Source organism: Kangiella koreensis DSM 16069 (assembly GCF_000024085.1).
Classification (GTDB): domain Bacteria; phylum Pseudomonadota; class Gammaproteobacteria; order Enterobacterales; family Kangiellaceae; genus Kangiella; species Kangiella koreensis.
In genome coordinates this window covers 813,486-836,888 of the sequence record NC_013166.1, presented here as the reverse complement: position 1 = coordinate 836,888, position 23,403 = coordinate 813,486, and the positions used below count along the sequence as shown (strand labels likewise).

General features: G+C 44.3%; 17 protein-coding genes and 1 pseudogene. 5 read left to right on the top strand and 13 right to left on the bottom strand.

The window, feature by feature from the left end; all coding sequences use genetic code 11:
- Window positions 1–2 precede the first annotated feature (2 nt).
- From rimI to KKOR_RS03995, 6 genes and pseudogenes are all read right to left on the bottom strand, one after another.
- Window positions 3–461: a ribosomal protein S18-alanine N-acetyltransferase gene (gene rimI, locus KKOR_RS04020; RefSeq protein WP_012800736.1), complete on the bottom strand. Its 459-nt coding sequence runs from the start codon at window positions 459–461 to the stop codon at window positions 3–5.
- 53 nt (window positions 462–514) lie between these two features.
- Window positions 515–1,006: a hypothetical protein gene (locus tag KKOR_RS04015; protein WP_012800735.1), complete on the bottom strand. Its 492-nt coding sequence runs from the start codon at window positions 1,004–1,006 to the stop codon at window positions 515–517.
- Window positions 1,007–1,031: 25 nt separating this feature from the next.
- Window positions 1,032–2,177 (bottom strand): annotated as a pseudogene (locus tag KKOR_RS04010) (2-isopropylmalate synthase); the annotation flags it as partial.
- A 211-nt stretch (window positions 2,178–2,388) separates the two neighbouring features.
- Complete coding sequence (locus KKOR_RS04005; RefSeq protein WP_187287332.1) at window positions 2,389–4,857, bottom strand: acyl-CoA dehydrogenase; 2,469 nt, start codon at window positions 4,855–4,857, stop codon at window positions 2,389–2,391.
- 32 nt (window positions 4,858–4,889) lie between these two features.
- Window positions 4,890–5,519, bottom strand: a complete 630-nt coding sequence (locus KKOR_RS04000; RefSeq protein ID WP_012800732.1) for a TetR/AcrR family transcriptional regulator — start codon at window positions 5,517–5,519, stop codon at window positions 4,890–4,892.
- A gap of 296 nt (window positions 5,520–5,815) precedes the next feature.
- The gene (locus tag KKOR_RS03995) at window positions 5,816–6,082 is read right to left on the bottom strand and encodes a glutaredoxin family protein (RefSeq protein ID WP_012800731.1); all 267 of its coding nucleotides are present in this window, start codon (window positions 6,080–6,082) and stop codon (window positions 5,816–5,818) included.
- A 133-nt stretch (window positions 6,083–6,215) separates the two neighbouring features.
- On the opposite strand from KKOR_RS03995, the gene KKOR_RS03990 reads away from it, so the two are divergent.
- Entirely contained in the window at window positions 6,216–6,932 is a 717-nt protein-coding gene (locus KKOR_RS03990; RefSeq protein ID WP_012800730.1) for a hypothetical protein, read from the top strand.
- 77 nt (window positions 6,933–7,009) lie between these two features.
- Here KKOR_RS03990 and rlmKL read toward each other — a convergent pair whose 3' ends face one another.
- The 5 genes from rlmKL to KKOR_RS03965 all read right to left on the bottom strand — a co-directional run bounded on the left by rlmKL (window position 7,010) and on the right by KKOR_RS03965 (window position 16,409).
- The gene (gene rlmKL, locus KKOR_RS03985; protein WP_012800729.1) at window positions 7,010–9,166 is read right to left on the bottom strand and encodes a bifunctional 23S rRNA (guanine(2069)-N(7))-methyltransferase RlmK/23S rRNA (guanine(2445)-N(2))-methyltransferase RlmL; all 2,157 of its coding nucleotides are present in this window, start codon (window positions 9,164–9,166) and stop codon (window positions 7,010–7,012) included.
- A gap of 70 nt (window positions 9,167–9,236) precedes the next feature.
- Window positions 9,237–10,265, bottom strand: coding sequence for a quinone-dependent dihydroorotate dehydrogenase (locus tag KKOR_RS03980; RefSeq protein ID WP_012800728.1), 1,029 nt, complete (start codon window positions 10,263–10,265; stop codon window positions 9,237–9,239).
- 116 nt (window positions 10,266–10,381) lie between these two features.
- Window positions 10,382–13,012, bottom strand: a complete 2,631-nt coding sequence (gene topA, locus KKOR_RS03975; RefSeq protein WP_012800727.1) for a type I DNA topoisomerase — start codon at window positions 13,010–13,012, stop codon at window positions 10,382–10,384.
- 164 nt (window positions 13,013–13,176) lie between these two features.
- Window positions 13,177–15,666, bottom strand: a complete 2,490-nt coding sequence (locus tag KKOR_RS03970) for an ABC transporter permease (RefSeq protein WP_228638760.1) — start codon at window positions 15,664–15,666, stop codon at window positions 13,177–13,179.
- Window positions 15,667–15,674: 8 nt separating this feature from the next.
- On the bottom strand, window positions 15,675–16,409 hold the full coding sequence (locus tag KKOR_RS03965; protein ID WP_012800725.1) for an ABC transporter ATP-binding protein: 735 nt from the start codon (window positions 16,407–16,409) through the stop codon (window positions 15,675–15,677).
- A gap of 60 nt (window positions 16,410–16,469) precedes the next feature.
- On the opposite strand from KKOR_RS03965, the gene KKOR_RS03960 reads away from it, so the two are divergent.
- Window positions 16,470–17,105 (top strand): arylesterase, encoded by a 636-nt coding sequence (locus KKOR_RS03960; RefSeq protein WP_012800724.1) that lies wholly within the window; start codon window positions 16,470–16,472, stop codon window positions 17,103–17,105.
- 59 nt (window positions 17,106–17,164) lie between these two features.
- Here the strand turns inward: KKOR_RS03960 and KKOR_RS03955 are convergent, their stop codons facing one another.
- Window positions 17,165–17,839 (bottom strand): OmpW/AlkL family protein, encoded by a 675-nt coding sequence (locus tag KKOR_RS03955; protein ID WP_012800723.1) that lies wholly within the window; start codon window positions 17,837–17,839, stop codon window positions 17,165–17,167.
- A gap of 183 nt (window positions 17,840–18,022) precedes the next feature.
- A complete protein-coding gene (locus KKOR_RS03950) occupies window positions 18,023–19,243 on the bottom strand; it encodes an aspartate aminotransferase family protein (RefSeq protein ID WP_012800722.1) in 1,221 nt (406 codons plus the stop codon).
- A 260-nt stretch (window positions 19,244–19,503) separates the two neighbouring features.
- Between KKOR_RS03950 and astA the strand changes: the two genes are divergently transcribed.
- From astA to astB, 3 genes are read left to right on the top strand one after another with little or no spacing between them, the layout of a single operon-like run.
- Complete coding sequence (gene astA, locus KKOR_RS03945) at window positions 19,504–20,526, top strand: arginine N-succinyltransferase (RefSeq protein ID WP_012800721.1); 1,023 nt, start codon at window positions 19,504–19,506, stop codon at window positions 20,524–20,526.
- 26 nt (window positions 20,527–20,552) lie between these two features.
- On the top strand, window positions 20,553–22,028 hold the full coding sequence (astD, locus tag KKOR_RS03940; RefSeq protein WP_012800720.1) for a succinylglutamate-semialdehyde dehydrogenase: 1,476 nt from the start codon (window positions 20,553–20,555) through the stop codon (window positions 22,026–22,028).
- Window positions 22,028–23,398, top strand: coding sequence for an N-succinylarginine dihydrolase (astB, locus tag KKOR_RS03935; RefSeq protein WP_012800719.1), 1,371 nt, complete (start codon window positions 22,028–22,030; stop codon window positions 23,396–23,398). Before astD ends, astB begins: the two co-directional genes overlap by 1 nt.
- Window positions 23,399–23,403 lie beyond the last annotated feature (5 nt).

Sequence of the window (23,403 nt, the reverse complement as noted above, 5' to 3'; positions counted from 1 at the left end):
CCTTAAAGAATAAGCTCCATCACTAAAGCGTCTTCCTGACCATCCGTCGTTTTATAATAGTTTTTGCGCAATCCAATCTCGGCAAAGCCTTGCTTATGATAAAACTCAATGGCAATCGTGTTTGATTCCCGCACTTCCAGAATTACTTTAACCATGCCTGACTTTCTTGCCTTGTCATACATAGCTTTTATCAGCCTTGTAGCAACACCCAACCCCTGAAAGTTGGGGTCTGTGACAATATTCATCAGGTGGCATTCGTCATACAGGTAATTAAATATGGCATAACCAACTATTGCACCTCCCTGCTTTAATATCAGGCTGGGATAGCCTGATTCAACACACTCAGCATGAACCTTATCAGTCCAAGCAATGGTATAGGCTCTTTTTTCAATCGAGCATACTTGCGCCAGGTCAGCTTCGGTTAACTGACGAATATGGTATTCATTATCAGGATAGAACATCTAACTATGCTTTAGTTAAGATCGACAATAGAAATGTTGCAAACCAGCGACAACTAAACAAGCTGCTGTATCAGTTGCCACCAGGCCTTCTTATCACTGGCAGACTGCCAGTTTAAAGTTGGAGCTGGTTTAACGGTAAGATGGGGTAATTCTAATGATTGACTTGAAGCAAGCAGTAATTGCTTTTCCTTGAGGTCATTAATTGGCTCTGCATTTTCCGTCGAATGATCTTGCTCGACTAATTGCAGCAAAGTTAATGGTAAGTCTGTGTCTTGCCATTGCTTCCAGGCTTGCGCCAATAATAGGAAATTACTTTTTGCTTGCTGTAAATCTTGGTCCGCAGTGACCAGAATGCAGATTTTAGCCTGCATATCACCGACCACCGAAACAAAGCCAAGAGTTGTCTCTTGTTCAAGCTGTCCATCGGCCTTTGTAGCGACTTCTGCCTCCGCAGGCTCAGTAACAATATTAGCAATAGCTTCCTGCCTGGAAACCCAGACAGGAACACTCATTGCTTCAAGATACGAACGATTCCAGCTCGACATCACTAATGAATACCTTTTATCGCTTAATCAGTGACAATAAATCTTCATCAAGAATGTCATGCTTCTGATCGGCTAACTTTTTGAAAGCAACAAAGGCGTCATGTAAATCATCGCTGTTATCAAACTGTACACCCAATTGTGCTAAATGGCTTTTGAACGCGTTACGTCCAGAGTGCTTGCCTAAAACCATACGGTTATTGGCCCAGCCCACATCTTCGGCGCGCATGATTTCATAAGTTTCGCGATGCTTTAGAACACCATCCTGATGAATGCCTGATTCGTGTGCAAAAGCATTGTCACCGACAATTGCCTTATTTGGTTGCACCGCAAAGCCGGTAATTTTAGATACTAATTGTGAAGTAGGCACAATGTGGCGGGTATCAATATCCACTTCAACATCAAAGTAATCAGGACGCGTCTTAATCGCCATAACCACTTCTTCTAAAGAAGCATTACCAGCACGCTCACCCAGGCCATTAATCGTACACTCAACCTGACGCGCACCTTTTTGCACCGCGGCCAGAGAGTTCGCAACAGCAAGCCCCAGATCGTTATGACAGTGAACGGAGAAAATGGCTTTGTCAGAATTAGGAATGCGCTGAATTAATTGCTCAATGGTATTAGCGTACTGATCGGGTAGGTTATAGCCTACAGTATCAGGGATATTAATCGTGCGAGCACCAGCGTTTATCACCTGTTCTATGATTTTGCACATAAAGTCCAAATCTGAACGACCGGCATCTTCACACGAGAACTCAACGTCATCACACAAGCCACGCGCGAACTTAACCGATCTCACTGCATGCTCAATCACCTGCTCAGGTTCCATTTGCAACTTATGCTTCATATGCAATGGCGAAGTAGCAATAAAGGTATGAATACGACCAGAATTAGCCCCCTTAAGTGCATCACCCGCAGCCTGGATGTCTTTTTCCATGGCGCGAGAAAGCGAACAGATGGTACTGTCTTTGATATTATCAGCAACCAGTTTAACCGCCTCAAAGTCGCCGGGGCTTGCAATCGCAAAACCGGCTTCAATAACATCAACTTTCATTAATTCTAATTGTTTAGCGATTTCCAGTTTTTCTTCTTTGTCCATTGACGCACCGGGGCTTTGCTCACCATCACGCAAGGTGGTATCGAAAATCACTAATTTATCTTTCTGACTCATATAATATCTACTCCAATAAGGCCTACATCAGCATCACAGGCTGGCGGGCCAACTTCATTCATCCCCTAAGGATACCAAATATTCAGGGGCTAAGATAAGGTTTGATGACAGGTTAGACCAACATTTTCTCTATCCGTTAATAGATTCTTGATAAACATCAAGCATAAAAAAAGCAGGGACTATGCCCTGCTTCTTCGAATAAACCTACCAACTAGCTAGATTTGCTCTTTTTCTTCTTAGGCTTATCTTCAACCACGCCAGAGATTTCTTCGTGTGAATAGTCATCTACCTGAATCACATCCATCCGCGCCTCTTCGGCATCCACCAGAATTTGCTGCTCTTCTTTGTCAATAATACCTTTCTCAATGGCTTGTTCTATACGCTCCATATTAGTGGCGTTTTTATCCAAATCACCCGCCTTCATGGCTTTTCGTAGCTTACGACGTACTTCATCAGCAGCTAACACTTTCAAAAATGCCAGCTCAACTCGACCAGTGACATCATCGGCTGTTTTGCCCACATAAGCATACTCTGTGATGCGGTCACGAATTTCGCAGTTCTGAGTCATCGGCTTAACAATTTCCTGCTCTAACTTATCCGATGGCATGTGATAGCTTTTACCATATGGGAAAGCAATAAAGCGTAAAACCTTTCCTACGGCTTTAATCGGGAAGTTTTCATAGAACTCGTAAAAAGCTTCCTGAGTTTTATACAAGCCATATTCCATATTCCACTTTACATAAGGCAGGTCAGCTAGAGGACGATCATTGTCTTGATAGTACTTTAATACTGCTGAACACATATAAAGGTGGCTTAACACATCGGCCAGTCTTGCGGATAAGCGTTCTTTACGTTTTAAATCACCACCTAAAATACCCATGGCGATATCAGAAGTTAACGCCAATGCAGAACTCATACGGGTCAGGTGCTGATAGTATTTACCAGTTTGACCACCGACTGGCTTACTGGCAAATTTCGCAGCACTTAAACCTAAAGCAAAAGTACGCGCAAAATTACTGACGCCATAACCAATATGACGGAACAGCAAACTATCGAAACGTTTAACGCCTTCTTCAGTATCTTCTAATTGTGCCGCCATCATTTCGCGCAATACATAAGGATGGCAACGAATCGCGCCCTGACCAAAGATCATCAGATTACGCGTCAGAATATTGGCACCTTCAACGGTAATACCAATTGGCTGACTCATGTAGCCATTAGCCAGATAGTTGCGCTCACCCATAATAATGGCGCGACCACCATGAATATCCATCGAGTGATTCATGATCTCACGACCCATTTCCGTCATGTGGTATTTTGCAATCGCAGACACCACCGAAGGCTTGATACCTAAATCAACCGCACCAGCTGTCATGACGCGACTTGCTTCAGTTCGATAAGCAAGACCTGCGATACGAGCCATCGCTTCTTCAACACCTTCGAAACGACCGATAGGTGTTTTGAACTGTTCACGCACTAAAGAATAAGCACCTGTCATACGATAGGATAATTTTGCTACCGCAGTGCCCATTGCTGGCAACGAAATCGAACGACCTGCCGCCAGGCTTTCCATCAACATTCTCCAGCCTTGACCGGCGAACTCCTGACCACCAATCAACATCTCCATTGGAATGAAGACATCTTTACCAGTGGTCGTGCCATTCATAAAGGCCTGATTCATTGGTAAGTGACGTTGCCCAATTTCAACACCGGGATGGTCAGCTGGAATCAATGCACAGGTAATACCGTAATCTTCTTTATCACCTATTAAGTTATCAGGGTCATACAATTTAAACGCCAAACCAACAATGGTCGCAACAGGTGCTAAAGTAATGTAACGCTTGTTCCAGGTCAGCTTGATACCCAGAACTTCTTTGCCATTGTATTTGCCCTTGCAGACGATACCTTTATCAGGAATGGCTCCCGCATCGGAACCCGCAACTGGCGAAGTCAAAGCAAAACAGGGAATTTCTTCGCCTTTGGCTAGACGTGGCAAATAATGATCTTTTTGCTCTTGAGTACCGTAATGTAACAACAACTCGCCAGGGCCTAGTGAGTTAGGCACCATTACTGTTACTGCCGCACTGCCGCTACGGGTTGCAATTTTGGTTACAACCGTCGAATGGGCCAGCGCTGAAAAACCTTTACCACCGTACTCCTTAGGAATAATCATTCCCAAGAAACCTTTGTCTTTAATGAACTGCCACACTTCAGGAGGAAGATCTTTACGTTTATGCACTATATCCCAATCATCCAACATGCCACATAATTCTTCTGTTTCATTATCAACGAATGATTGCTCTTCCTCTGTTAACACCGGTTTGGTGATGTTCAGCATCTTATTCCAGTCAGGATTACCACGGAACAAGTCACCCTCCCACCAGACATCACCAGCTTCTAAAGCGGTTTTTTCAGTTTCATTCATTGGCGGCAAGACTTTCTGCATAAACAGATAGGCTTTACGAGAAATCCAGTCAATGCGTAAATCAGGAAGTAAGTAGAAAGTTGCTACCACAGCGAAAATCAGTAGCGAAATGAATAATCCCCAGGTAAAACCACCATGAATCCATAAAACAACTAAAGCAACTGCATTAATGATCATTGCTTTCTTCATTGCCATACGTTGATAGGCACAAAAGCCCACTACCAGCAACATCACAACAATCTGTAATAAACCCATCATTTCAAATTACCTCAACAATTATTCACTATTTACGCTTTCATACCGGCTGCAAGGAATGGCAACATTTCTTTGATGACATCCTCAACATCCAAATCTCGATTAAAGTCTGCTTGCGAAATCTGACGCAAGGCGTCGCTGCCACCTAAAGTAAAAATCATACTTCCCAGCATGTAATGCAAACGCCAGAAAATTTGATCGATAGTCAGGTTGGGATAGCCTTTTTGGAACAAATGAGTAAAGCGTACTAAAACATGACCGTACTTGTCCGTGACATAGCGACGTAAATGCCCTTGAGTTTCTGCATAGGCGCGACCTAGAAGACGCATAAAAATGGAAATCGCATTATTACGACGACTATTAAGACTCAATAAAGGCCTTATCAAAGCATTCAAAAGCTTTTCAGCCTCAAGCTGATCTGACGATAACTGCTCTAAAGTCATCAGCTCAAGACTTAACTCTTTGGTAAAGTCTTGTAAGAAGCGGTCAAATACGGCCTGAATCAATGACTTCTTTGAACCAAAATGATAGTTAACACTGGCTAAATTCACTCTAGCCCGTGTAGTAATGGTTCTAAGGCTGGTCTCGGCAAAGCCCCTTTCAGCAAAGAGTTGCTCTGCGGCATCCAGTATTCGACTCTTGGTCGATTCAGTTTTAGTCATGCTTACACTATCCTGCCCAATCAATTCCAAACAACTGTTTGAAACATACGTTCAAAATCAAAATTTGTCAAGCACACAAAGCAATCGAACTCAAAGTAACAGGACCAATCGCAGACAGGTAAGAAGCAAATTCAAGAATACAACAGAGAGGTAAAAATGTGCATGAAAAACTAATAAAGGCGATCAAAGGATATTAAAGCTGATTGTGAATCATTATCGAGCGAGCAAGAAAAGCGACTAACAGGAGTAGTAAAAATATAAAAAGGGAATTAACGATGCAAAAATATCAATAAAAGTTAATTGAGACCAAGCCAATCACATAATTGTTGATAGTTAAATGGCCAACCTAATTCATCATCGTTTTTTTCTTTTTTCAAAACAGGAATCGAGTAGCGATATTGTTCAAATATTTTGTCGTCATCGATGATGTCAAAAGCAATAATTTGATAATGAAATTTATCCTTAAACTGATGCGAAACTTCAATTAACATGGCTTCGACTTTTTCACACAAATGACAACCAAAAGTTGTGTAAAAAAATATTTTTTGCTCTTTATCATTCATTTTTGTTAAAAAACATTAAAAAAGGTTCGTTATTTGCAACTTTAGCATAATTAATTATTAACTTTCTAAAATTATTTACGTATACTTTGATTGAAATTTAATCAAAACATCTCGCAACACAGGGGAAATGACCATGGCTAAAAAACCAGTAAAAAAAACTGCTTCTAAAGGTACAACTTTGAAGCAACTCGAAGCAGCGGAAAAGAAAGCCGCAGCAGCTGTTAAAAAAGCTCGTGACGCTGCAAAAAAAGCAGGTGATAAAGCTAAGGCTGCTGCTGAAAAAGCTAAAGGCAAATCTACAAAAGCTGCTAAAGCTACTGCCAAGAAAGCTAAAGAAGCCGTTCGTAAAGCCAAAACAGCTGTTAACCAAGCCGTTAAGTCTCACGATTCTGCAAAATCTAAACTAGCCGATGCTAAAGCTACTGCTGCAAAACAAGCTGCTTTAGAAAAAGCAGTTGCCAAGTTTGAGAAAGACTGGGCTGCTAAAGAAGCTAAGAAGAAAGCCGCCGCAGATAAGAAAGCTGCTGCTAAAGCTAAGAAGAAAGCCGCTGCAGATAAGAAGAAAGCCGCTGCTAAAGCTAAAGCCGCTGCTGCTAAAGCTAAAAAGAAAGCCGCTGCAGATAAGAAGAAAGCTGCTGCTAAAGCTAGAGCCGCTGCTGCTAAAGCTAAGGCAAAAGCCAAAAAGAAACCTGCTAAGAAGAAAGCACCAGCCAAGAAAAAAGCTCCTGCTAAGAAGAAAGCACCAGCCAAGAAAAAGGCTCCTGCTAAAAAGAAAGCACCCGCTAAGAAGAAAGCACCAGCCAAGAAAAAGGCTCCTGCTAAAAAGCGCGTAGCTAAAAAGAAAAAGTAAGTCTTAGGGCTTATTAATAAAAAACCCAGCTTAGGCTGGGTTTTTTATTGCTCAACGGTTACAGAACAGATGAAATATCAACTTTTATGCTGGATCAACCAACATCTGTGATGATTTCGGCTCTTCTGAAAATCACTTGGCAAGGTTCTTGCTGTAATCTCCTGAACATCAAAGTGCTCTTTAAGCTCCGTTTCCATCTCGAATTTCTTAAAATTGTTAGAGAAGTATAACTTTCCCTTTTTATCCAACAGATTCATTGTCTGATTGATTAACTCCACCTGATCACGCTGAACATCAAAAGTCACATCCATTCTCTTGGAGTTGGAAAAGGTGGGAGGATCAAGAAATATCAAATCATAGGTTCTTTGTCCCTGAGCCTCATCGAGCCACTGCAAACAGTCTGACTGAACAAACTCATGTCCATAGATGGGAATACTGTTTAACCCAAAGTTCTTAACTGCCCAGTTCAAATAGGTTCTGGACATATCTACCGTTGTAGTTTTTGCCCCACCTTTTGCCGCATAAACGCTGACCGAGCCCGTATAAGCAAACAAATTTAAGAATCGCTTACCATTAGCTTCAGCCATGATCATTTTACGAGTTTTACGGTGATCGAGGAACAAGCCGGTATCTAAATAGCGGTTTAAGTTTACATAAAATTGTAAACCTTGCTCATGCACCACCTGAAACTGTTCTTCTTCACTGTGCTTTTGATATTGCGAATCACCTTTCTGACGTTGCCGTTGTTTTAAGGCTATTTCCGACTCAGGGATCTGCAAAAGACCCGATGTAACCCGAACAATCTCGTTCAATCGACGTTGCGCAACTTTCGGTGGAATATCTTTTGGCGGAGCATACTCTTGGATATGGACCATATCATCATAAACATCAATAGCAGCAGAATACTCTGGTAGATCGGCGTCATAGAGTCGATAACAGGTTACATCATTTTGTTTGAGATACGATTTAAGTCGCTGCTGATTTTTTATCATGCGATTTTTTAACATTACCGCGCCTTCTGACAGGTTTTTATCCCAGTCTGGATTAACTACGGTTGGGTCAAAAGGCTTGTAGAAATTCTCTTCTTTAACATCAAACAGGTATAACTGGCAGTCAATCGCCCCATTTTTGAATTTGTACTGCTTATGGGAACGCATGCCCATTGCCTTAGCAAACGATACTTCATTAGTAATAATAGCTGCCTGCCAACCGATGCAATGACTTTTAATGTAATCGCCAAAGTCACGGTATAACTGAATGACCTCATCCTCTTCGCCCAATCGTTCCGCGTAGGGAGGGTTCGATAGCAATAAGCCTGGCTCTTTAAATGCTTCGAGCTTAGGGCGTCTAATATCCTGCTGACTGACTTCAATTAACTCATCAAAGCCAGCGTTTAATATCACTTCTTTCGCCAGCTCAAGGCTCTTACGGTGGCTGTCTGAGCCAATAAAGCGGTTGTTAAGAGCTAACTTGTTCTTATTAAACTGACGACGTGCCGATGCGATGGTGGTTTGCCATAACTCTGCATCGTGCTGCTTCCAGTTTTCAAAAGAATAAGTTGGATTAAACAAACCAGGAGCCATATCGCAAGCAATCATGACCGCTTCGACTAATATAGTACCAGTACCACACATAGGATCGTGGAAGCTGTAGCCCTGTTTAGACAGCTCAGGCCATCCAGCACGGATCAATAACGCCGCAGCTAGATTCTCTTTGATCGGTGCACGACCTGAAATCGGTCGATAACCACGCTGATGCAAGCTGCGTCCGGCTAAATCAATACCAATTTTTAACTGACGGCCATTGATAATGGCATGGATTCGATAATCGGGATTGTCTTTATCAATCGAAGGACGTTGTTCAAATCGTTCTTGATAATAATCGACCACCGCATCTTTGACTTTTTGTGCGGCAAACCCCGAATGACGAACATCATCATTTTTACGGGCTATAGCATCAACCACGAAGGTTTGCTGCATATCAAAGTGCCAGCTCCACTCAATGCCATTAACCTTCTGATACATATCATCAACAGAAGTAAACTCCTCATCAAGAAGGCACAAATAAATGCGATTTGCTAAACGGGAATGGAGGCAGGCTTTATAGGCGAGCTCTAAATCACCCTCAAAAACGATATGGGAAGGATGTTCTTTAAGATTGGTAGCGCCAAGTGATGTCAACTCGTCAATTAAGAGAGCCTCAACGCCTTTTGGGCAACTGGCATAAAATTGCATGATCACGAACGATAAATGAAATAGCCGCCATTATAACGGCTATTAGTTTGCTTTGCTTTGAAAGTTTTTGCTATTGAGCCTGTTGATGCTCTTTTAAAGCTTTCGCTACCTCATACACAAGCTGCGGGCCATGATAAATAAACCCAGAGTAGATCTGAACCAGCTTAGCACCGGCTTCAATCTTATCAATTGCACTTTGCTCATCGGTGATACCACCAACACCAATCACTGGGATCGAATCATCCAGAGCTTCTACCAATCGTTTGATCACTTTAGTCGATTGACTGGCCAGCGGCTTACCACTTAATCCGCCCTGTTCTTCAGCGTGCTTCATACCCTCAACCTTGCTACGATCAAAGGTTGTATTGGTTGCAATAATACCGTCCAGCTCATACTGCTTAAAGGTGCCTGCCAATTCCTCAATATCACTGGAAGATAAATCAGGTGCGATTTTAATAGCTAATGGCTTATAAACCTTGTGCTCCTGGTGCAAAGCCTGTTGTTTCTTTTTCAGGTTGTCCAATAAGCTCTTCAAGGTTTCGCCAAATTGTAGATCGCGTAAGCCAGGAGTATTTGGTGAAGAAATATTAACGACCATGTAATCGGCCCGTTGATAAATCTTCTCCATACCAATTAAATAATCATCTACCGCTTTTTCTACAGGCGTATCAAAGTTCTTGCCAATATTAATGCCCAATACGCCATTAAAATGAGTCTTTGCAATATTGTTCAGCAAAGCGTCTACACCATCGTTGTTAAAACCCATGCGGTTAATAATGGCTTCGGCGTCTTTGATTCGGAACAGTCTAGGCTTAGGATTACCGGGCTGTGAGCGTGGGGTGACGGTACCGACTTCGATAAAACCAAAACCGAAATGACTCAAGGCATCAACGTATTCGCCATTTTTATCCAAGCCAGCTGCAAGCCCAACACGATTTGGGAACTTAATACCCATGACTTCTACAGGATCATCGACCTGAGGTTGGGACATTAAACCTGATAGCTTTAATTTGTTGAGCATTTTTAGACTGTTTAATGACAAATGATGCGAACGCTCGCCATCAAGCATAAACAAAATTGATCGTAACAATGAGTACATACAGTTGCCCCAACTGGTTCAATAAAAGATTTGGTACAAAAAAGCCTGCCATCGACTTGATGACAGGCTGTATTTTAACAAACAAAACACTAGAACGTGCTTATTTTTCGCAGCTGCTATTTTTGAGGAACCCATTTACCATTTTCGTAAAAAGCAGTCCAGCCACTGGCTTTACCGTCTTCTTTCACACCAGCGACATACTGCTGGCCAGTTTTACGACTAAATTTAACGAAAGTACGATTGCCATCAGGATCTTTCAAAGGAGCTTCCCCTAAAAACTTATACTTTGGATCAAGCTTGTCTTTAACCGTGACTAATTCATCCACCGCAGGAGCACGAGTTTCACGATTGCGTGGAAACTTGCTTGCTGCCAGGAAAATACCTGCAGCGCCATCACGTAACACATAATGGTCATCGACCTTTTCGCACTGCAGTTCTGGCATCGGAATGGGATCAGCTTTGGGCGGAGCAGGCTGGCCACTCTTTAGAAGTTTACGAGTATTCTTACAATCATCATTGGTGCAATCAAAGTATTTGCCGAAACGCCCTGTTTTCAACTGCATCTCGCTACCACACTTGTCACATTCAAGAATCGGACCATCGTAACCCTTGATCTTGAACTCACCCTTTTCAATTTCGTAACCATCACAATCTGGGTTATTGCCACAGATATACAGCTTGGTATTTTCATCAACCAGATAATCATCCATGGTTGAATTACATTTTGTGCACCGCTTCTTGTCGTGCAAGTAACGGGCTTCTTCTTCCTCATCAGCCGCGATAAACTCTTCGCCCGGAATGAGATTGACGGTATTTTTACAGCGCTCTTTAGGCGGCAATGAATAACCCATGCAACCAAGGAATACCCCGGTGCTGGCATTCCGAATCGCCATATGATTCTTCTTACATTTGTCGCATAGAATATCCGTTTCTACCGCTTCATTGCGGCGCATACCGCCTTCGCCTTCCTCTTCATCAGCCTTTTTCAGCTGTTGTGAGAATTCATCATAAAATTCATCCAACGTCACTTTCCAGTTTTGTCGTCCGGAAGCGATATCATCCAGATGCTTTTCCATGGTGGCGGTAAATGAGAAATCCAGTAAATCACTAAAGCTTTCAACCAGTCGGTCAGTAACAATCTCGCCAATCTTCTGGGCATAGAAACGACGGTTTTCTATTCGCACATAGCCGCGGTCCTGAATGGTTGAAATAATCGAGGCATAAGTTGATGGGCGCCCAATACCACGTTTTTCTAATTCTTTAACCAGAGCAGCTTCAGAGAAACGCGCTGGTGGTTTTGTGAAATGCTGCTTAGGATCAAGCTTTTTCAGCTCAAGCAATTCGCCTTCTTTCACATTGGGCAGTTCTTCGTCTTCTGCGTTTTTCTTTTGCATCGGCAGCACTTGCGTCCAACCATCAAAACGCATCACGCGACCGCGAGCTTTTAGCTCATAATCGCCTGCTTGAACCTTCAAACTGGTCACATCAAACTCTGCAGGCAACATCTGGCAAGCCACAAACTGACGCCAGATCAAGTCATACAGACGCTCAGCATCTTTTTCCATACCACTTAAATGACCAACCTTTTTTGTCACATCAGAAGGACGAATTGCTTCATGCGCCTCTTGCGCGCCTTCTTTGCTACTGTAACTATTGGCTTCTTTGGGTAAATACTCAGCACCAATATTAGTCTTGATATAATCGCGACAGGCGTCAACCGCATCAGTACTCAAGTAGGTTGAGTCAGTACGCATGTAAGTAATATAACCGGCTTCATACAAGCGCTGCGCCATCATCATAGTTTTCTTAACACCATAGCCAAGCCTGGTACTGGCTGCCTGCTGAAGTGTCGAAGTGATAAAAGGTTTCGGAGCTTTGCTTTTCTGTGGTTTGTCTTCGCGAGTGACTACTTTGTAACTTGAAGACTTTAGGACTTCTAGCGCTTTGTTGGTTTCTTGCTCACTGTTTGGGCGGAAGTTTTTGCCCTGATACTTATTGACCTGCAAACGCAAATCATCTTTCGATTGGGTCAAGGTATTGGCATGAATATCCCAATATTCTTCTGGAATAAAGGCTCGTATTTCACGCTCACGCTCAACAAGAAGTCGAACTGCAACTGATTGCACACGACCTGCAGAAAGTCCGCGCGAAATCTTGCGCCACAACAATGGTGACACCATAAAGCCTACAACACGATCCAGAAAGCGTCGCGCTTGCTGTGCGTTGACATAGTTCATGTCTAAGTCACCAGGCTTAGCAAATGCCTGCTGTATGGCCTTTTTGGTGATTTCATTAAACACAACTCGCTTAAATTGAGTCTCTTTACCGTCTAACAATTCACGCAAGTGCCAGGCAATAGCCTCTCCTTCTCTATCCAAATCCGTTGCGAGGTAGATAGTATCGGCGTCTTTTGCGAACTTCTTTAACTCATTTAATACTTTTTCTTTGCCTGGCAACACTTCATAGCGGGCTTCCCAGTCATGTTCAGGATTAATACCCATACGTGCAAAAAGCGCCGTTTTTTCTTTAAGCGCTTTTTGTTTAGCTTTTTGTTCTGGAGAGAGCTTGCGCGTCGCGGCGGCCTTTCGGGCTCTTTCTTTGGCATCCACCGGTTTCTTATTTTGTGATCCGGTCGGTAAATCACGAATATGACCGATACTCGATTTGACGATAAAGTCTTTTCCAAGGTATTTATTAATGGTTTTCGCCTTTGCTGGCGACTCCACTATAACCAAAGATTTTCCCATAAAAGTTCCATAACTCTTTTTTTATCAATGAGTTGTTTGTGTTAATTGGTCAAAAGGCAGAGATAATCCCTGCCCTTTCCTTTTTTATTATTAACAATCTTTAATGGTCGCTGTCTAGACTTTTTTATACAACGGTCCTAAAAAGATGATTTTCTTGGGTTATTTTACAATTGCCTCAACACCTGATGCGCTGGCTGATTTAAAAGGCTCTTCAAGCCCCACCAACCAGCGATACAGATAAATGTGACAGCCATTAATGGCACCCACAACCAGAACCATGGATGCAGCACAGGTTCAATATTCATCGCTTCCTTATAAAGAACAGAGACTAACACTTCCCCCCCAATCACACCAAGAATTCCTGAGAATACCCCCAATAAAGCTAACTCAGAGAGTAGGGTCATGCGAATGAACTTTTTCTGCGCACCCAACGTTTTCAATAAAGTTGCCGATAACACGCGCTCTTCCTTGCTTGCCTGCAACACTGCGTATAAAACAGCAACGCCAGCCAGAAGTACGAACAGCATAATAAACTCAACCGCCGTAGTAACCTGATCAAGAATGGTCTGCACCTGCTCCATGATCACGTCCAGTTCAATAATGGTTACCGTCGGCATCTCGCGCAAAATAGTATTTAAAGCTGCTTTCTTTTCGAGCGGCAAATGAAAACTGGTAATATAGGTCGCCATATTTTCATTCAGTGCACCCGGTTCAAAAATCATAAAGAAGTTAGGCTGGAATGAATCCCACTGAATGTCTCTGAAGCTGGTGATTTTACCTTTAACATCAACACCACCAATCGAAAATTCGAATACATCACCCAAATCTACGCCTAACCGACCTGCCAGGTTTTGATCGATCGATAATTGATAAACACCATTCTCATCCGGCTGATGCTCCGCATCATCCCACCATTCTCCCTTAACCACCTCATTAGCCTTAGGCACATCCTCAACCCAGGTCAAATTCAACTCGCGTCGCAGGGAGCCATCAGTCTGCGCTTCTTCGGATACCGCCTCTTCAATTGGCTTACCGTTAAGCCCCGTAACACGGCCACGAACCATTGGATAAATACCCGCAGTTTCAACATCCTGCTCGGCAAGAATAGTTTCCAGATTCGGAACTTCGCTTGGTTGCACATTAATCAAAAAGTGATTGGGTGCATCTTCCGGTAATTGGCTTTGCCATTCGCTTAGCAACTCACTTCGAATCAGTACTGTCGACAACATGATGATAAATGCTAAACCGAATGCCGTAATCTGACTGATGGTAAATGCGGGGTAACGTTTTAGCTGGCCGAGCCCATAGCGAACAGCTGTAGAGCCTCGTTTACCAAGCCAAATTCCCACTTTAAAAATGAGCCATGCCATTAGGCGGATAACGATAAAGGCAACCAGAGCCACGCCCAACAAAATACCGACCAATTTCAACGAGCCACTTTGCCACCACATCAGCAGCGCCATGGTGAATATCGCTAATAAATAAATCAGCCAGCTCGAAACAGGCTGCGGCACCATTTCTTTACGCAAAACACGCAATGGCGACACTCGTGCAATCTGGAAAAAAGCCGGCAATGCAAAACCAATCAGCACCACCAAACCACTTAAACCACCCGCGATAACCGGTGCCCAATTAATCGGCACCATAGGTTTTGGCAAGAAGTCAGCAAACTGCACAATAATCGCTTGCTGAATGACTAAACCCAGGGCAACGCCAATCGCAGAACCAATCAATCCCATGATCATTAGTTGCGATATATAGAGACGGTGAACTTGCGCAATCTGCATGCCCAAGCAGCGATAAATTGCCGCATAATCATAATGACGGCGGCTAAATCGCCCCGCAGCAACAGCAATGGCAACACCGGCCAAAACTACCGAAATCAAGCTTGCCAAACGCAGGAATGTTTCGGCACGTTCAATAGAAGCCTGTAACGCTGGCGTACCCTCTTTTCCACCCGTTAAACGCTGGGTTTTGTTCATCTGTGGTTTCAGCCAGTCGATAAAGTTTTCGCGTGGCTGAATATCGCCGGCAATAAATAAAGTATACGAAACTCGGCTACCCGGCTGAATAATGTTGGCGCGTTCCACATCGCTCTGATTGATATAAACTTTGGGGGCGACATTAAACATTTCACTGGCTTGGCCAGGACCACCCACAATCACTCCTGCGATGGTTAATTGAATTGCACCGAAGTCGACTTTATCGCCTTTTTCAGCGTCTAAGGCTGCTAGCACTCTGGGTTCAACCCAGGCCGAACCATTTTCCGGTTGAGCCTGCATACTTTGTCCACGGGTAAAAGGTTTGTCAGCAATTTCAAACTCACCTTTAAGCGGGAATTTGCCGCCTAGCGCGGTCACGCTGACCAACTGAAATTCATCACCTTTAGCTAAGACCGTTGAGAAGCCAGTAGACTCCGTCAGTTGCAAACCGTCCGCGCGACCTTTATCGAGCCAGCTTTGCTCGATAGCCCTCGGCGATCTTAAGGTGTAGTCTGCACCTAAAAACTCACTGCTTTGCTCGCCCATGGCACGGTGAGTTCGGTCGGTAATAGTGCCAATCGCCACCATTGCCATTACAGCAATCATCAGCGCAAAAAATAAAACTTTAACCTCGCCTGACTGCCAATCTCGTCGGAATAAACGCCATGCCATACCTCGCATCAGGCTGTCTCCACTTGATCTGCTTGGGCTGTATTGGTCTTGACTACTTGAGCCGAATTAACGGAATCTTCAACCACTTTTCCCGCTTCGAGACGCACCAAACGCTGACAACGCTCAGCCAAACGATCATCATGAGTTACCAACACCAAAGTGGTTCCAAGCTGCTGGTTTAACTCAAAAATCAAATCAATAACCTTTTCGCCATTACCAGTATCAAGATTACCAGTTGGCTCATCGGCAAACAGGATTTTCGGTTCCGAAGCAAAAGCACGCGCAATCGCCACACGCTGCTGCTCACCGCCGGACAACTGATGAGGATAGTGATTAAGACGCTCAGCCAGGCCGACTTTCACCAGTAGTTCTTTGGCTTTCTTGTGAGCATTTTTGTCTTCTTTGAGTTCAATCGGCAGCATGACGTTCTCAAGCGCAGTCAGGCCTGGAAGCAAATGAAATGACTGGAACACAAAGCCCACATACTGAGCACGAACAGCTGCTCGCTCGTCTTCGCTTAACTTATGGATTGGGTGACCAGCAAGCTCGACTTCGCCTTCCGATGGAGTATCAAGTCCAGCCAGTAAAGACAGCAACGTTGACTTACCCGAGCCGGAAGCGCCAACAATCGCTACACTATCGTGTTCATTTACGGTTAAACTTACCTCCGATAAAATGGTCAGAGATTGTTCGGGCAGCTTGACTGTTTTCGTTAAATTGCGTGTTGTTAACATCATATTCATCTTAAATTGATACCATTGAGTCAAATATACTCATTCAAAAATTAACCTAAGCATATCATTATGAAGAAAAAATTGGCGTGGATTTTGTTTCTAGTTGTTGCGATCTTTAATATTGCAACAATTGCAAAAGCCGAAGAAAAACCCACCATTTTAGTTCTTGGCGATAGCCTCAGTGCAGGCTACAACATTGAACTAGAACAAGGCTGGGTGGAATTACTCAACCAAAAGCTTCAACGAGAAGGCTACCCCCATACCGTAGTCAATGGCAGTATTAGTGGTGACACCACCACCCAAGGCCTTTTACGCTTACCTACTCTACTCGAACAATATCAGCCCGAGGTTGTCATCATTGAGCTTGGCGGTAATGACGCCTTGCGCGGTACATCACCCACCTTAATTAAACGCAACCTTAGTAATCTCATAAGTACCAGCAAACGTTCTGGTGCGGAAGTCCTCTTGTTAGGAATCCAGATCCCACCCAACTATGGCCAACGCTATGCACAAGCATTCTTTGACAATTATGCCCAGCTGGCCAATGAAAAAAAGGTGAAACTGGTGCCATTCTTTCTGGAAAATGTTGGCGGCAATAATGAACTGATGCAGGAAGACGGTATTCACCCCAACGCAAAAGCACAGCCAACCCTACTGAAGAACGTTTGGCCTCAGTTAGAAACACAAATAAAAATGCCGGATTAAACTAGATTAATCCGGCATTTCACTCTCAATTCAATTGACGAAGGGTCTGCCCCTTGGTACTAGAATCGCCAGGCAAAACCCACCATCACAACCCAAGGATCGATTTGTACATCGACGGTAGTTGCAGTTATTCCATCAACTTTAACAGCTGCTTCAGTATCAATATCGATATACCAGACCGCTGTATTGAAGTAGAAGTCATCGCTGATTTTCCAATCGGCGCCAATTTGTCCAGCCAGCCCAAATGAATCATCCAATTCAAGTTTCACATCATTGGTGCTTAATGCGGCTTTAAGCTCTGGCGAGGCTTTTTCTTCGAAGAACTTGGTGTAGTTTACGCCAAGACCAAAGTAAGGGCTAAAATCATCAGTGCCAAACTCTGGGTAGTACTGGAATGAAACCGTTGGTGGTAAGTGTTTAGTCTCACCGATGGGTAAACCAGCCAAATCGCCGGAACCATCAATGTCATGCGTGAATGGTAATGCCGCCAATACTTCGAGCCCCCAGTTATCACTTAACATCCAGGTGCCACTAAAACCTACACCTGTTGCCGAATCAACGGTAACGCCATCATTAGCACCTAACACATTAGAGCTATCGTCATTCGGACTAACCTGTGCTGCACCTACGCGCAAAATGAAGTCTCCTTCTTTATGTGCAAATGCATCAACCGCTGTTAAAGATAATACCGCGCCAACCGCTACAGCAGATGCTGATTTGATAAGTTGTTTCATGGTGAATTTCCTTCTTTGTTTTAGACGCAACAAAGATAATCCACCCAAGATTTGAAAGATTGACCTGGATCAAGAGTTGTAGCCCAGCGATTGAAGAGTTGACTTTTTGTTGATCGGGATCAAGTTATTTGAGACACAAAAAAGCCCCGACTTGTGCGGGGCTTTGTCTTTAGAGCTTTTTAATTAGGCAATCGAAGCAACTGCTTTTTCAAAGCGGTTTAGACCGTCTTCAATTTCTTCGTCTGTGATGTTTAATGCTGGTGCTAAACGAACCACGTTCATACCTGCAACCAAAACCATCACTCCATGTTGCCAGCCGGCTTCGATGAATTGGCGGGCTTTGCCTTGCCATTTTTCATTGAGCACTGCGCCTAGCAATAGACCACGGCCACGAACGCTTGAGAAGACGTCGTATTTCTTACCGATTTCTTCAAGACGAGCTACGATTTTGGCTGACTTATCCAGAACTGATTGCAACATTTCAGGTGTATTGATGGTATCAAAGACTGCATTGGATACCGCGCAACCTAATGGGTTACCGCCATAAGTGCTACCGTGTGTTCCGGGAACAAAGCTGGCTGCAATTTTATCGGTAGTGAGCATGGCACCGATTGGGAAGCCGCCGCCCATTGCTTTTGCAGTGGTCAAAATGTCAGGAGTCACACCCATGCCCATATAGGCATACAAATGACCGGTACGGCCAACGCCGGTTTGCACTTCATCAAACACCAATAAGGCATTGTGCTTATCGCATAGCGCTCGCACGCCTTTTACAAATTCTTCGGTGGCTGGCACGATTCCGCCCTCGCCTTGCACTGGCTCCATCACCACCGCGCAGGTTTTGTCTGAAATAATCGCTTCCAAGGATTGCAGGTTATTGTATTCTGCATGCGAAATGCCGCCCGGCAATGGCTCAAAACCTTCGGTGTATTTCGGTTGACCGCCTACACAAACGGTAAATAGAGTACGACCATGGAAAGACTGTTTAAAGGAAATGATTTCGCTTTTCTCAGGACCAAAATTATCATGCGCATATTTACGCACTAACTTGAACGCTGCTTCGTTTGCTTCGCCGCCAGAATTGGCAAAGAAGACTTTATCGGCAAATGTCGCTTTGGTCAGTTTGTCTGCTAGTTCCAACGCTGGCTTGTTGGTGAAGACGTTACTCAGATGCCAGATCTTGTCGGCCTGGTCTTTTAGTGCTTTAACCAACGCCGGATGATTATGACCCAAGGCTGTTACTGCAATACCACCCGCGAAATCCACATAATCGTTGCCGTCCTGATCCCAGACCCGTGAACCATCGCCACGCTCCGGAATAATAGTCGCAGGGTTATAGTTAGGCACCATCACCTCATCGAAGGTTGCGCGAGTATAATTTGAATGTGCAGATTTATCAGACATAAAACACCTTAGCTTGTGACAGGGGATTACCCTGTGTTTCCGTTCATTGAAATAGGTCGGTATCATGTCCTTTTTTCTGCTAAAATTCCACCCCTGTACCGACGATTGGCTTAATTTTAAAGGGCTGACAGGTCGTACAAGTCTCTTATATTACAAACTGGCACTTCCTTTCTGTGGTGAGATTTCCTATTATCATCAACCGCTTAGGCGTTAGTGTCACTTGATAAAGATACATTTTCAGAAATTCAGGACTTTCAATCATGGTTATCAGACCAGCTCAACATACTGATTTACAAGATATTTTAGCATTAGCAGCCAGCGCCGGAACCGGCCTGACTACGCTGCCCAATGACCCTATTCGTATCGAAGATAAGATCAAGAATTCGGTCGACGCTTTTAGCCGTGACATTGTTGAGCCTGGACCTGAATATTACTTTTTTGTGCTGGAAGATGATGTAACTGGCAAAGTGGTCGGCACTTGTGCGCTAGTTGCTGCAGTGGGCATGGACGAGGCATTCTATACCTATAAGCTCAGCACCGTGGTCAATACCAGCCATGATCTTGGAATCTACAACAAGCATAAAATTTTAGTGCTGTGTAACGATTACACTGGCACCACAGAAATTGCGACACTGTATCTGTCTCCAGACTACCGTGGTGGCATTAACGGCCGCCTCCTGGCGAAATCACGCTTCCTGTTCATGGCCGACTTCCCACAACGATTTGCCGATAAGGTGATAGCGGAGATGCGTGGCTTTAGTGATGAGCAGGGGCGCTCGCCTTTTTGGGAATCTCTGGGTCGTCGTTTTTTCAGTATGGATTTTGCCAAAGCTGATGCCATCAGTGGCTTAGGCAGCAATCAATTTATTGCGGAACTTATGCCACAACATCCAATTTATGTGGATATGCTATCAGGTGATGCCAGACAGGTGATTGGTCAAGTTCACCCCGATACTCGCCCCGCACTTGCCATGTTAAAGCGTGAAGGTTTCCGCTATCAAAATTATGTAGATATTTTTGATGCCGGCCCAACGATTGAAGTGCCTAAGGATCAAATCAAAACCTATCGCGCCAGTAGACTGCTTCCTATTCGTGTTGGAACACCGGAAGGTGAGACTGAATCCATTATGATCAGTAATCGTCGTCTACAGGAATTCAAGACGACGGTATTTGAAACGCGAATTGATACCGACGAGCTCATTGTTAGCGCAGAAGTTCTCGAGCGGCTACAGGTCAAAGAAGGCGATACAGTACGCGCAGCAAGCTTACGCAACAAACGTTAAACGAATTTACAACAGGTGTTTTATATATGACTCAAGATGCTCATAAAAATTTAATGATCAACAACCAGTGGCTTGCAGGCCAAGGCGACGGCTTTAGCTCCATTAATCCCGCCAGCGGTGAGGTAATTTGGCAAGGTAATTCAGCTACTGAAGAGCAGGTTGAAGAAGCTATCGCAGCAGCACAAAAAGCCGGCTGGGATTGGAGTCAAAAAACACTTGATGAGCGTATCGCCATCATGAAAAATTTTGAGCAGCAACTAAAAGACCATAAAGAAGAACTGGCTGAGATGATTGCCAAAGAAACGGGCAAACCTTATTGGGAAACTTTAACTGAAGCTGGCGCTATGGCCGGTAAGATCGAAATTTCCATTCGTGCCTATCATGAACGCACCGGTGTTAAAGAAGCCGAAATGGGTGCTGGCATTGCTGCCACTCGTCACAAGCCACACGGCGTTCTGGCGGTTTTTGGTCCTTATAACTTCCCTGGCCATTTACCTAATGGCCATATTGTTCCTGCCCTAATTGCCGGTAACACCATTGTATTTAAGCCAAGCGAGTTAACGCCAGCAGTTGCCGAACTAACCGTCAAGCTGTGGCAAAAAGCAGGTTTGTCTGAAGGCGTTTTAAACTTGGTGCAGGGTGAAGTGAATACTGGAATTGCACTAGCCAGCAGCAAGCATATCGATGGCCTTCTCTTTACCGGTAGCGAAACCGTTGGCAACTTATTGCACAAACAATTAGGTGGCCAGCCGGGCAAAGTGCTCGCCCTTGAGATGGGTGGCAACAATCCATTAATTCTTGGCGATGTTAAAGACTTAAAAGCTGCCGTTTATCACACCATTCAATCGGCTTACATTTCAGCTGGCCAACGCTGTACTTGCGCCCGTCGTTTATTCGTACCAAAAACTGGACAAGGCGATCAATTTATCGAGATGCTCACTGAAGCGGTTAACCGCATTCGCGTTAGTCATTACAACGATGATAACAAGCCGTTCATGGGTCCAGTAGTATCTGAAAAAGCCGCCAAAGATTTGGTTCGCGCCCAACAGAACTTGCTCGACAAAGGTGCTAAAGCCTTGGTCAAAATGGAGCACTTAAAAGCAGGCACAGGCTTTGTGAGTCCTGCACTTTTAGATGTAACTGGCATTACGCATGAGGATGAAGAGTTCTTTGGCCCGATTCTACAAGTCTATCGCTACGATGATTTCGAAGGTGCGATTGCCGAAGCCAATAATACTCGCTTTGGTCTATCAGCCGGATTATTCAGTGATGATAAAGCACAGTACGACACATTCTATCGCCGCATACGTGCCGGGATCGTCAACTGGAACAACCAATTAACTGGCGCCTCCAGTGCAGCCCCATTTGGTGGCATTGGCAATTCGGGCAATCATCGCCCGAGCGCCTACTATGCTGCGGACTACTGTGCGTTCCCGGTCGCTTCAATTGAAAATCCTGCATGTGTCATGCCTGAAACGTTAACGCCTGGAGTAACTCTATAATGAGCACCAATAAAAATATGGCATACGAGTTTAATTTTGATGGGCTGGTTGGCCCAACTCATAACTATGCAGGCCTGTCATTAGGTAATGTTGCGTCAACTTCGAATGCTAATTCAATTGCAAAACCGAAAGAAGCGGCCAAGCAAGGTTTGCAGAAAATGAAGGCGCTGCATGACTTAGGTCTAAAACAAGGTGTTATCGCGCCGATGGAGCGCCCAGACGTCGCGACATTGCGTCGTTTAGGTTTTACTGGCTCTGATGCTCAAGTCATCATTAAAGCCGCCAAGCAGGCTCCTAAAGTGCTGGCAGCCTGTAGCTCGGCTTCAAGTATGTGGACCGCTAATGCCTGCACCATGGCGCCATCCAGCGATACCGCCGATGAAAAGGTTCATTTCACTCCAGCTAACCTGGCCAATAAATTCCACCGCTCAATTGAGCACAATACCACTGGCCGTATTTTGCAGGCCATGTTCAAAGATGAGAATCATTTTGCTCATCACCCTGCTCTACCCATGGGCGATCATTTTGGTGATGAAGGCGCGGCTAACCACACACGCTTTGTCGATGTGAACAGCGATAAGGGTTATGGCAAAAAAGGCTTACACTTCTTTGTTTATGGTAAATATGCATTTGATGACAGCAAGCCAGCACCTCACAAGTTCCCGGCACGACAAACCTATGAAGCGTCACAAGCTGTTGCACGTTTACACATGCTTGATAGCGATAATGTGGTATTCGCTCAACAGAACCCGCATGTGATTGATAAAGGTGTTTTCCACAATGACGTTATTTCTGTAGGTAATGGCAATGTGCTATTTGCACACCAAAAGGCATTCCTGAATCAAATGCAGGTTTACACTGATCTGGAGCGTGCTTTTGATGGTGAAGAGTTCCATGTGGTTGAAGTGGGTAACAATGATGTGTCAGTTGAAGATGCTGTTAAGTCATATCTGTTCAACAGCCAGCTAGTGACTTTACCTGATGGCAAGATGGCGATCATCGCACCAGGCGAATGTGAGTCGGTCCCAGCAGTAAAAGAATACCTGGATTGGTTAGTCGATCAGGATACGCCGATTACCGAAGTTAAAATCTTTGATGTGAAACAATCCATGCAAAATGGCGGCGGTCCAGCCTGTCTCCGTCAGCGCATCGTTTTGAACGAAACTGAAGTTAGCGCCATGAATCAGAATGTCATTATGAATGATGATCTGTTCGCGACGCTGAATGCGTGGGTTGAGAAACACTATCGTGACACTTTAACCGAGGATGACTTAGCCGATCCAAGTCTGTTAAATGAATCGCGTTTGGCTCTGGATGAACTAACCCATATTTTAAACCTTGGTTCTGTGTATCCTTTCCAGATGGTTTAAAATAT

What these genes read in the sequence shown, in the direction of transcription:
- rimI (WP_012800736.1), bottom strand. Translation starts at nt 461, where the DNA reads ATGTTCTATCCTGATAATGAATACCATATTCGTCAGTTAACCGAAGCT.
- KKOR_RS04015 (WP_012800735.1), bottom strand. Translation starts at nt 1,006, where the DNA reads ATGTCGAGCTGGAATCGTTCGTATCTTGAAGCAATGAGTGTTCCTGTC.
- KKOR_RS04005 (WP_187287332.1), bottom strand. Translation starts at nt 4,857, where the DNA reads ATGGGTTTATTACAGATTGTTGTGATGTTGCTGGTAGTGGGCTTTTGT.
- KKOR_RS04000 (WP_012800732.1), bottom strand. Translation starts at nt 5,519, where the DNA reads ATGACTAAAACTGAATCGACCAAGAGTCGAATACTGGATGCCGCAGAG.
- KKOR_RS03995 (WP_012800731.1), bottom strand. Translation starts at nt 6,082, where the DNA reads ATGAATGATAAAGAGCAAAAAATATTTTTTTACACAACTTTTGGTTGT.
- KKOR_RS03990 (WP_012800730.1), top strand. Translation starts at nt 6,216, where the DNA reads ATGGCTAAAAAACCAGTAAAAAAAACTGCTTCTAAAGGTACAACTTTG.
- rlmKL (WP_012800729.1), bottom strand. Translation starts at nt 9,166, where the DNA reads ATGCAATTTTATGCCAGTTGCCCAAAAGGCGTTGAGGCTCTCTTAATT.
- KKOR_RS03980 (WP_012800728.1), bottom strand. Translation starts at nt 10,265, where the DNA reads ATGTACTCATTGTTACGATCAATTTTGTTTATGCTTGATGGCGAGCGT.
- topA (WP_012800727.1), bottom strand. Translation starts at nt 13,012, where the DNA reads ATGGGAAAATCTTTGGTTATAGTGGAGTCGCCAGCAAAGGCGAAAACC.
- KKOR_RS03970 (WP_228638760.1), bottom strand. Translation starts at nt 15,666, where the DNA reads ATGGCATGGCGTTTATTCCGACGAGATTGGCAGTCAGGCGAGGTTAAA.
- KKOR_RS03965 (WP_012800725.1), bottom strand. Translation starts at nt 16,409, where the DNA reads ATGAATATGATGTTAACAACACGCAATTTAACGAAAACAGTCAAGCTG.
- KKOR_RS03960 (WP_012800724.1), top strand. Translation starts at nt 16,470, where the DNA reads ATGAAGAAAAAATTGGCGTGGATTTTGTTTCTAGTTGTTGCGATCTTT.
- KKOR_RS03955 (WP_012800723.1), bottom strand. Translation starts at nt 17,839, where the DNA reads ATGAAACAACTTATCAAATCAGCATCTGCTGTAGCGGTTGGCGCGGTA.
- KKOR_RS03950 (WP_012800722.1), bottom strand. Translation starts at nt 19,243, where the DNA reads ATGTCTGATAAATCTGCACATTCAAATTATACTCGCGCAACCTTCGAT.
- astA (WP_012800721.1), top strand. Translation starts at nt 19,504, where the DNA reads ATGGTTATCAGACCAGCTCAACATACTGATTTACAAGATATTTTAGCA.
- astD (WP_012800720.1), top strand. Translation starts at nt 20,553, where the DNA reads ATGACTCAAGATGCTCATAAAAATTTAATGATCAACAACCAGTGGCTT.
- astB (WP_012800719.1), top strand. Translation starts at nt 22,028, where the DNA reads ATGAGCACCAATAAAAATATGGCATACGAGTTTAATTTTGATGGGCTG.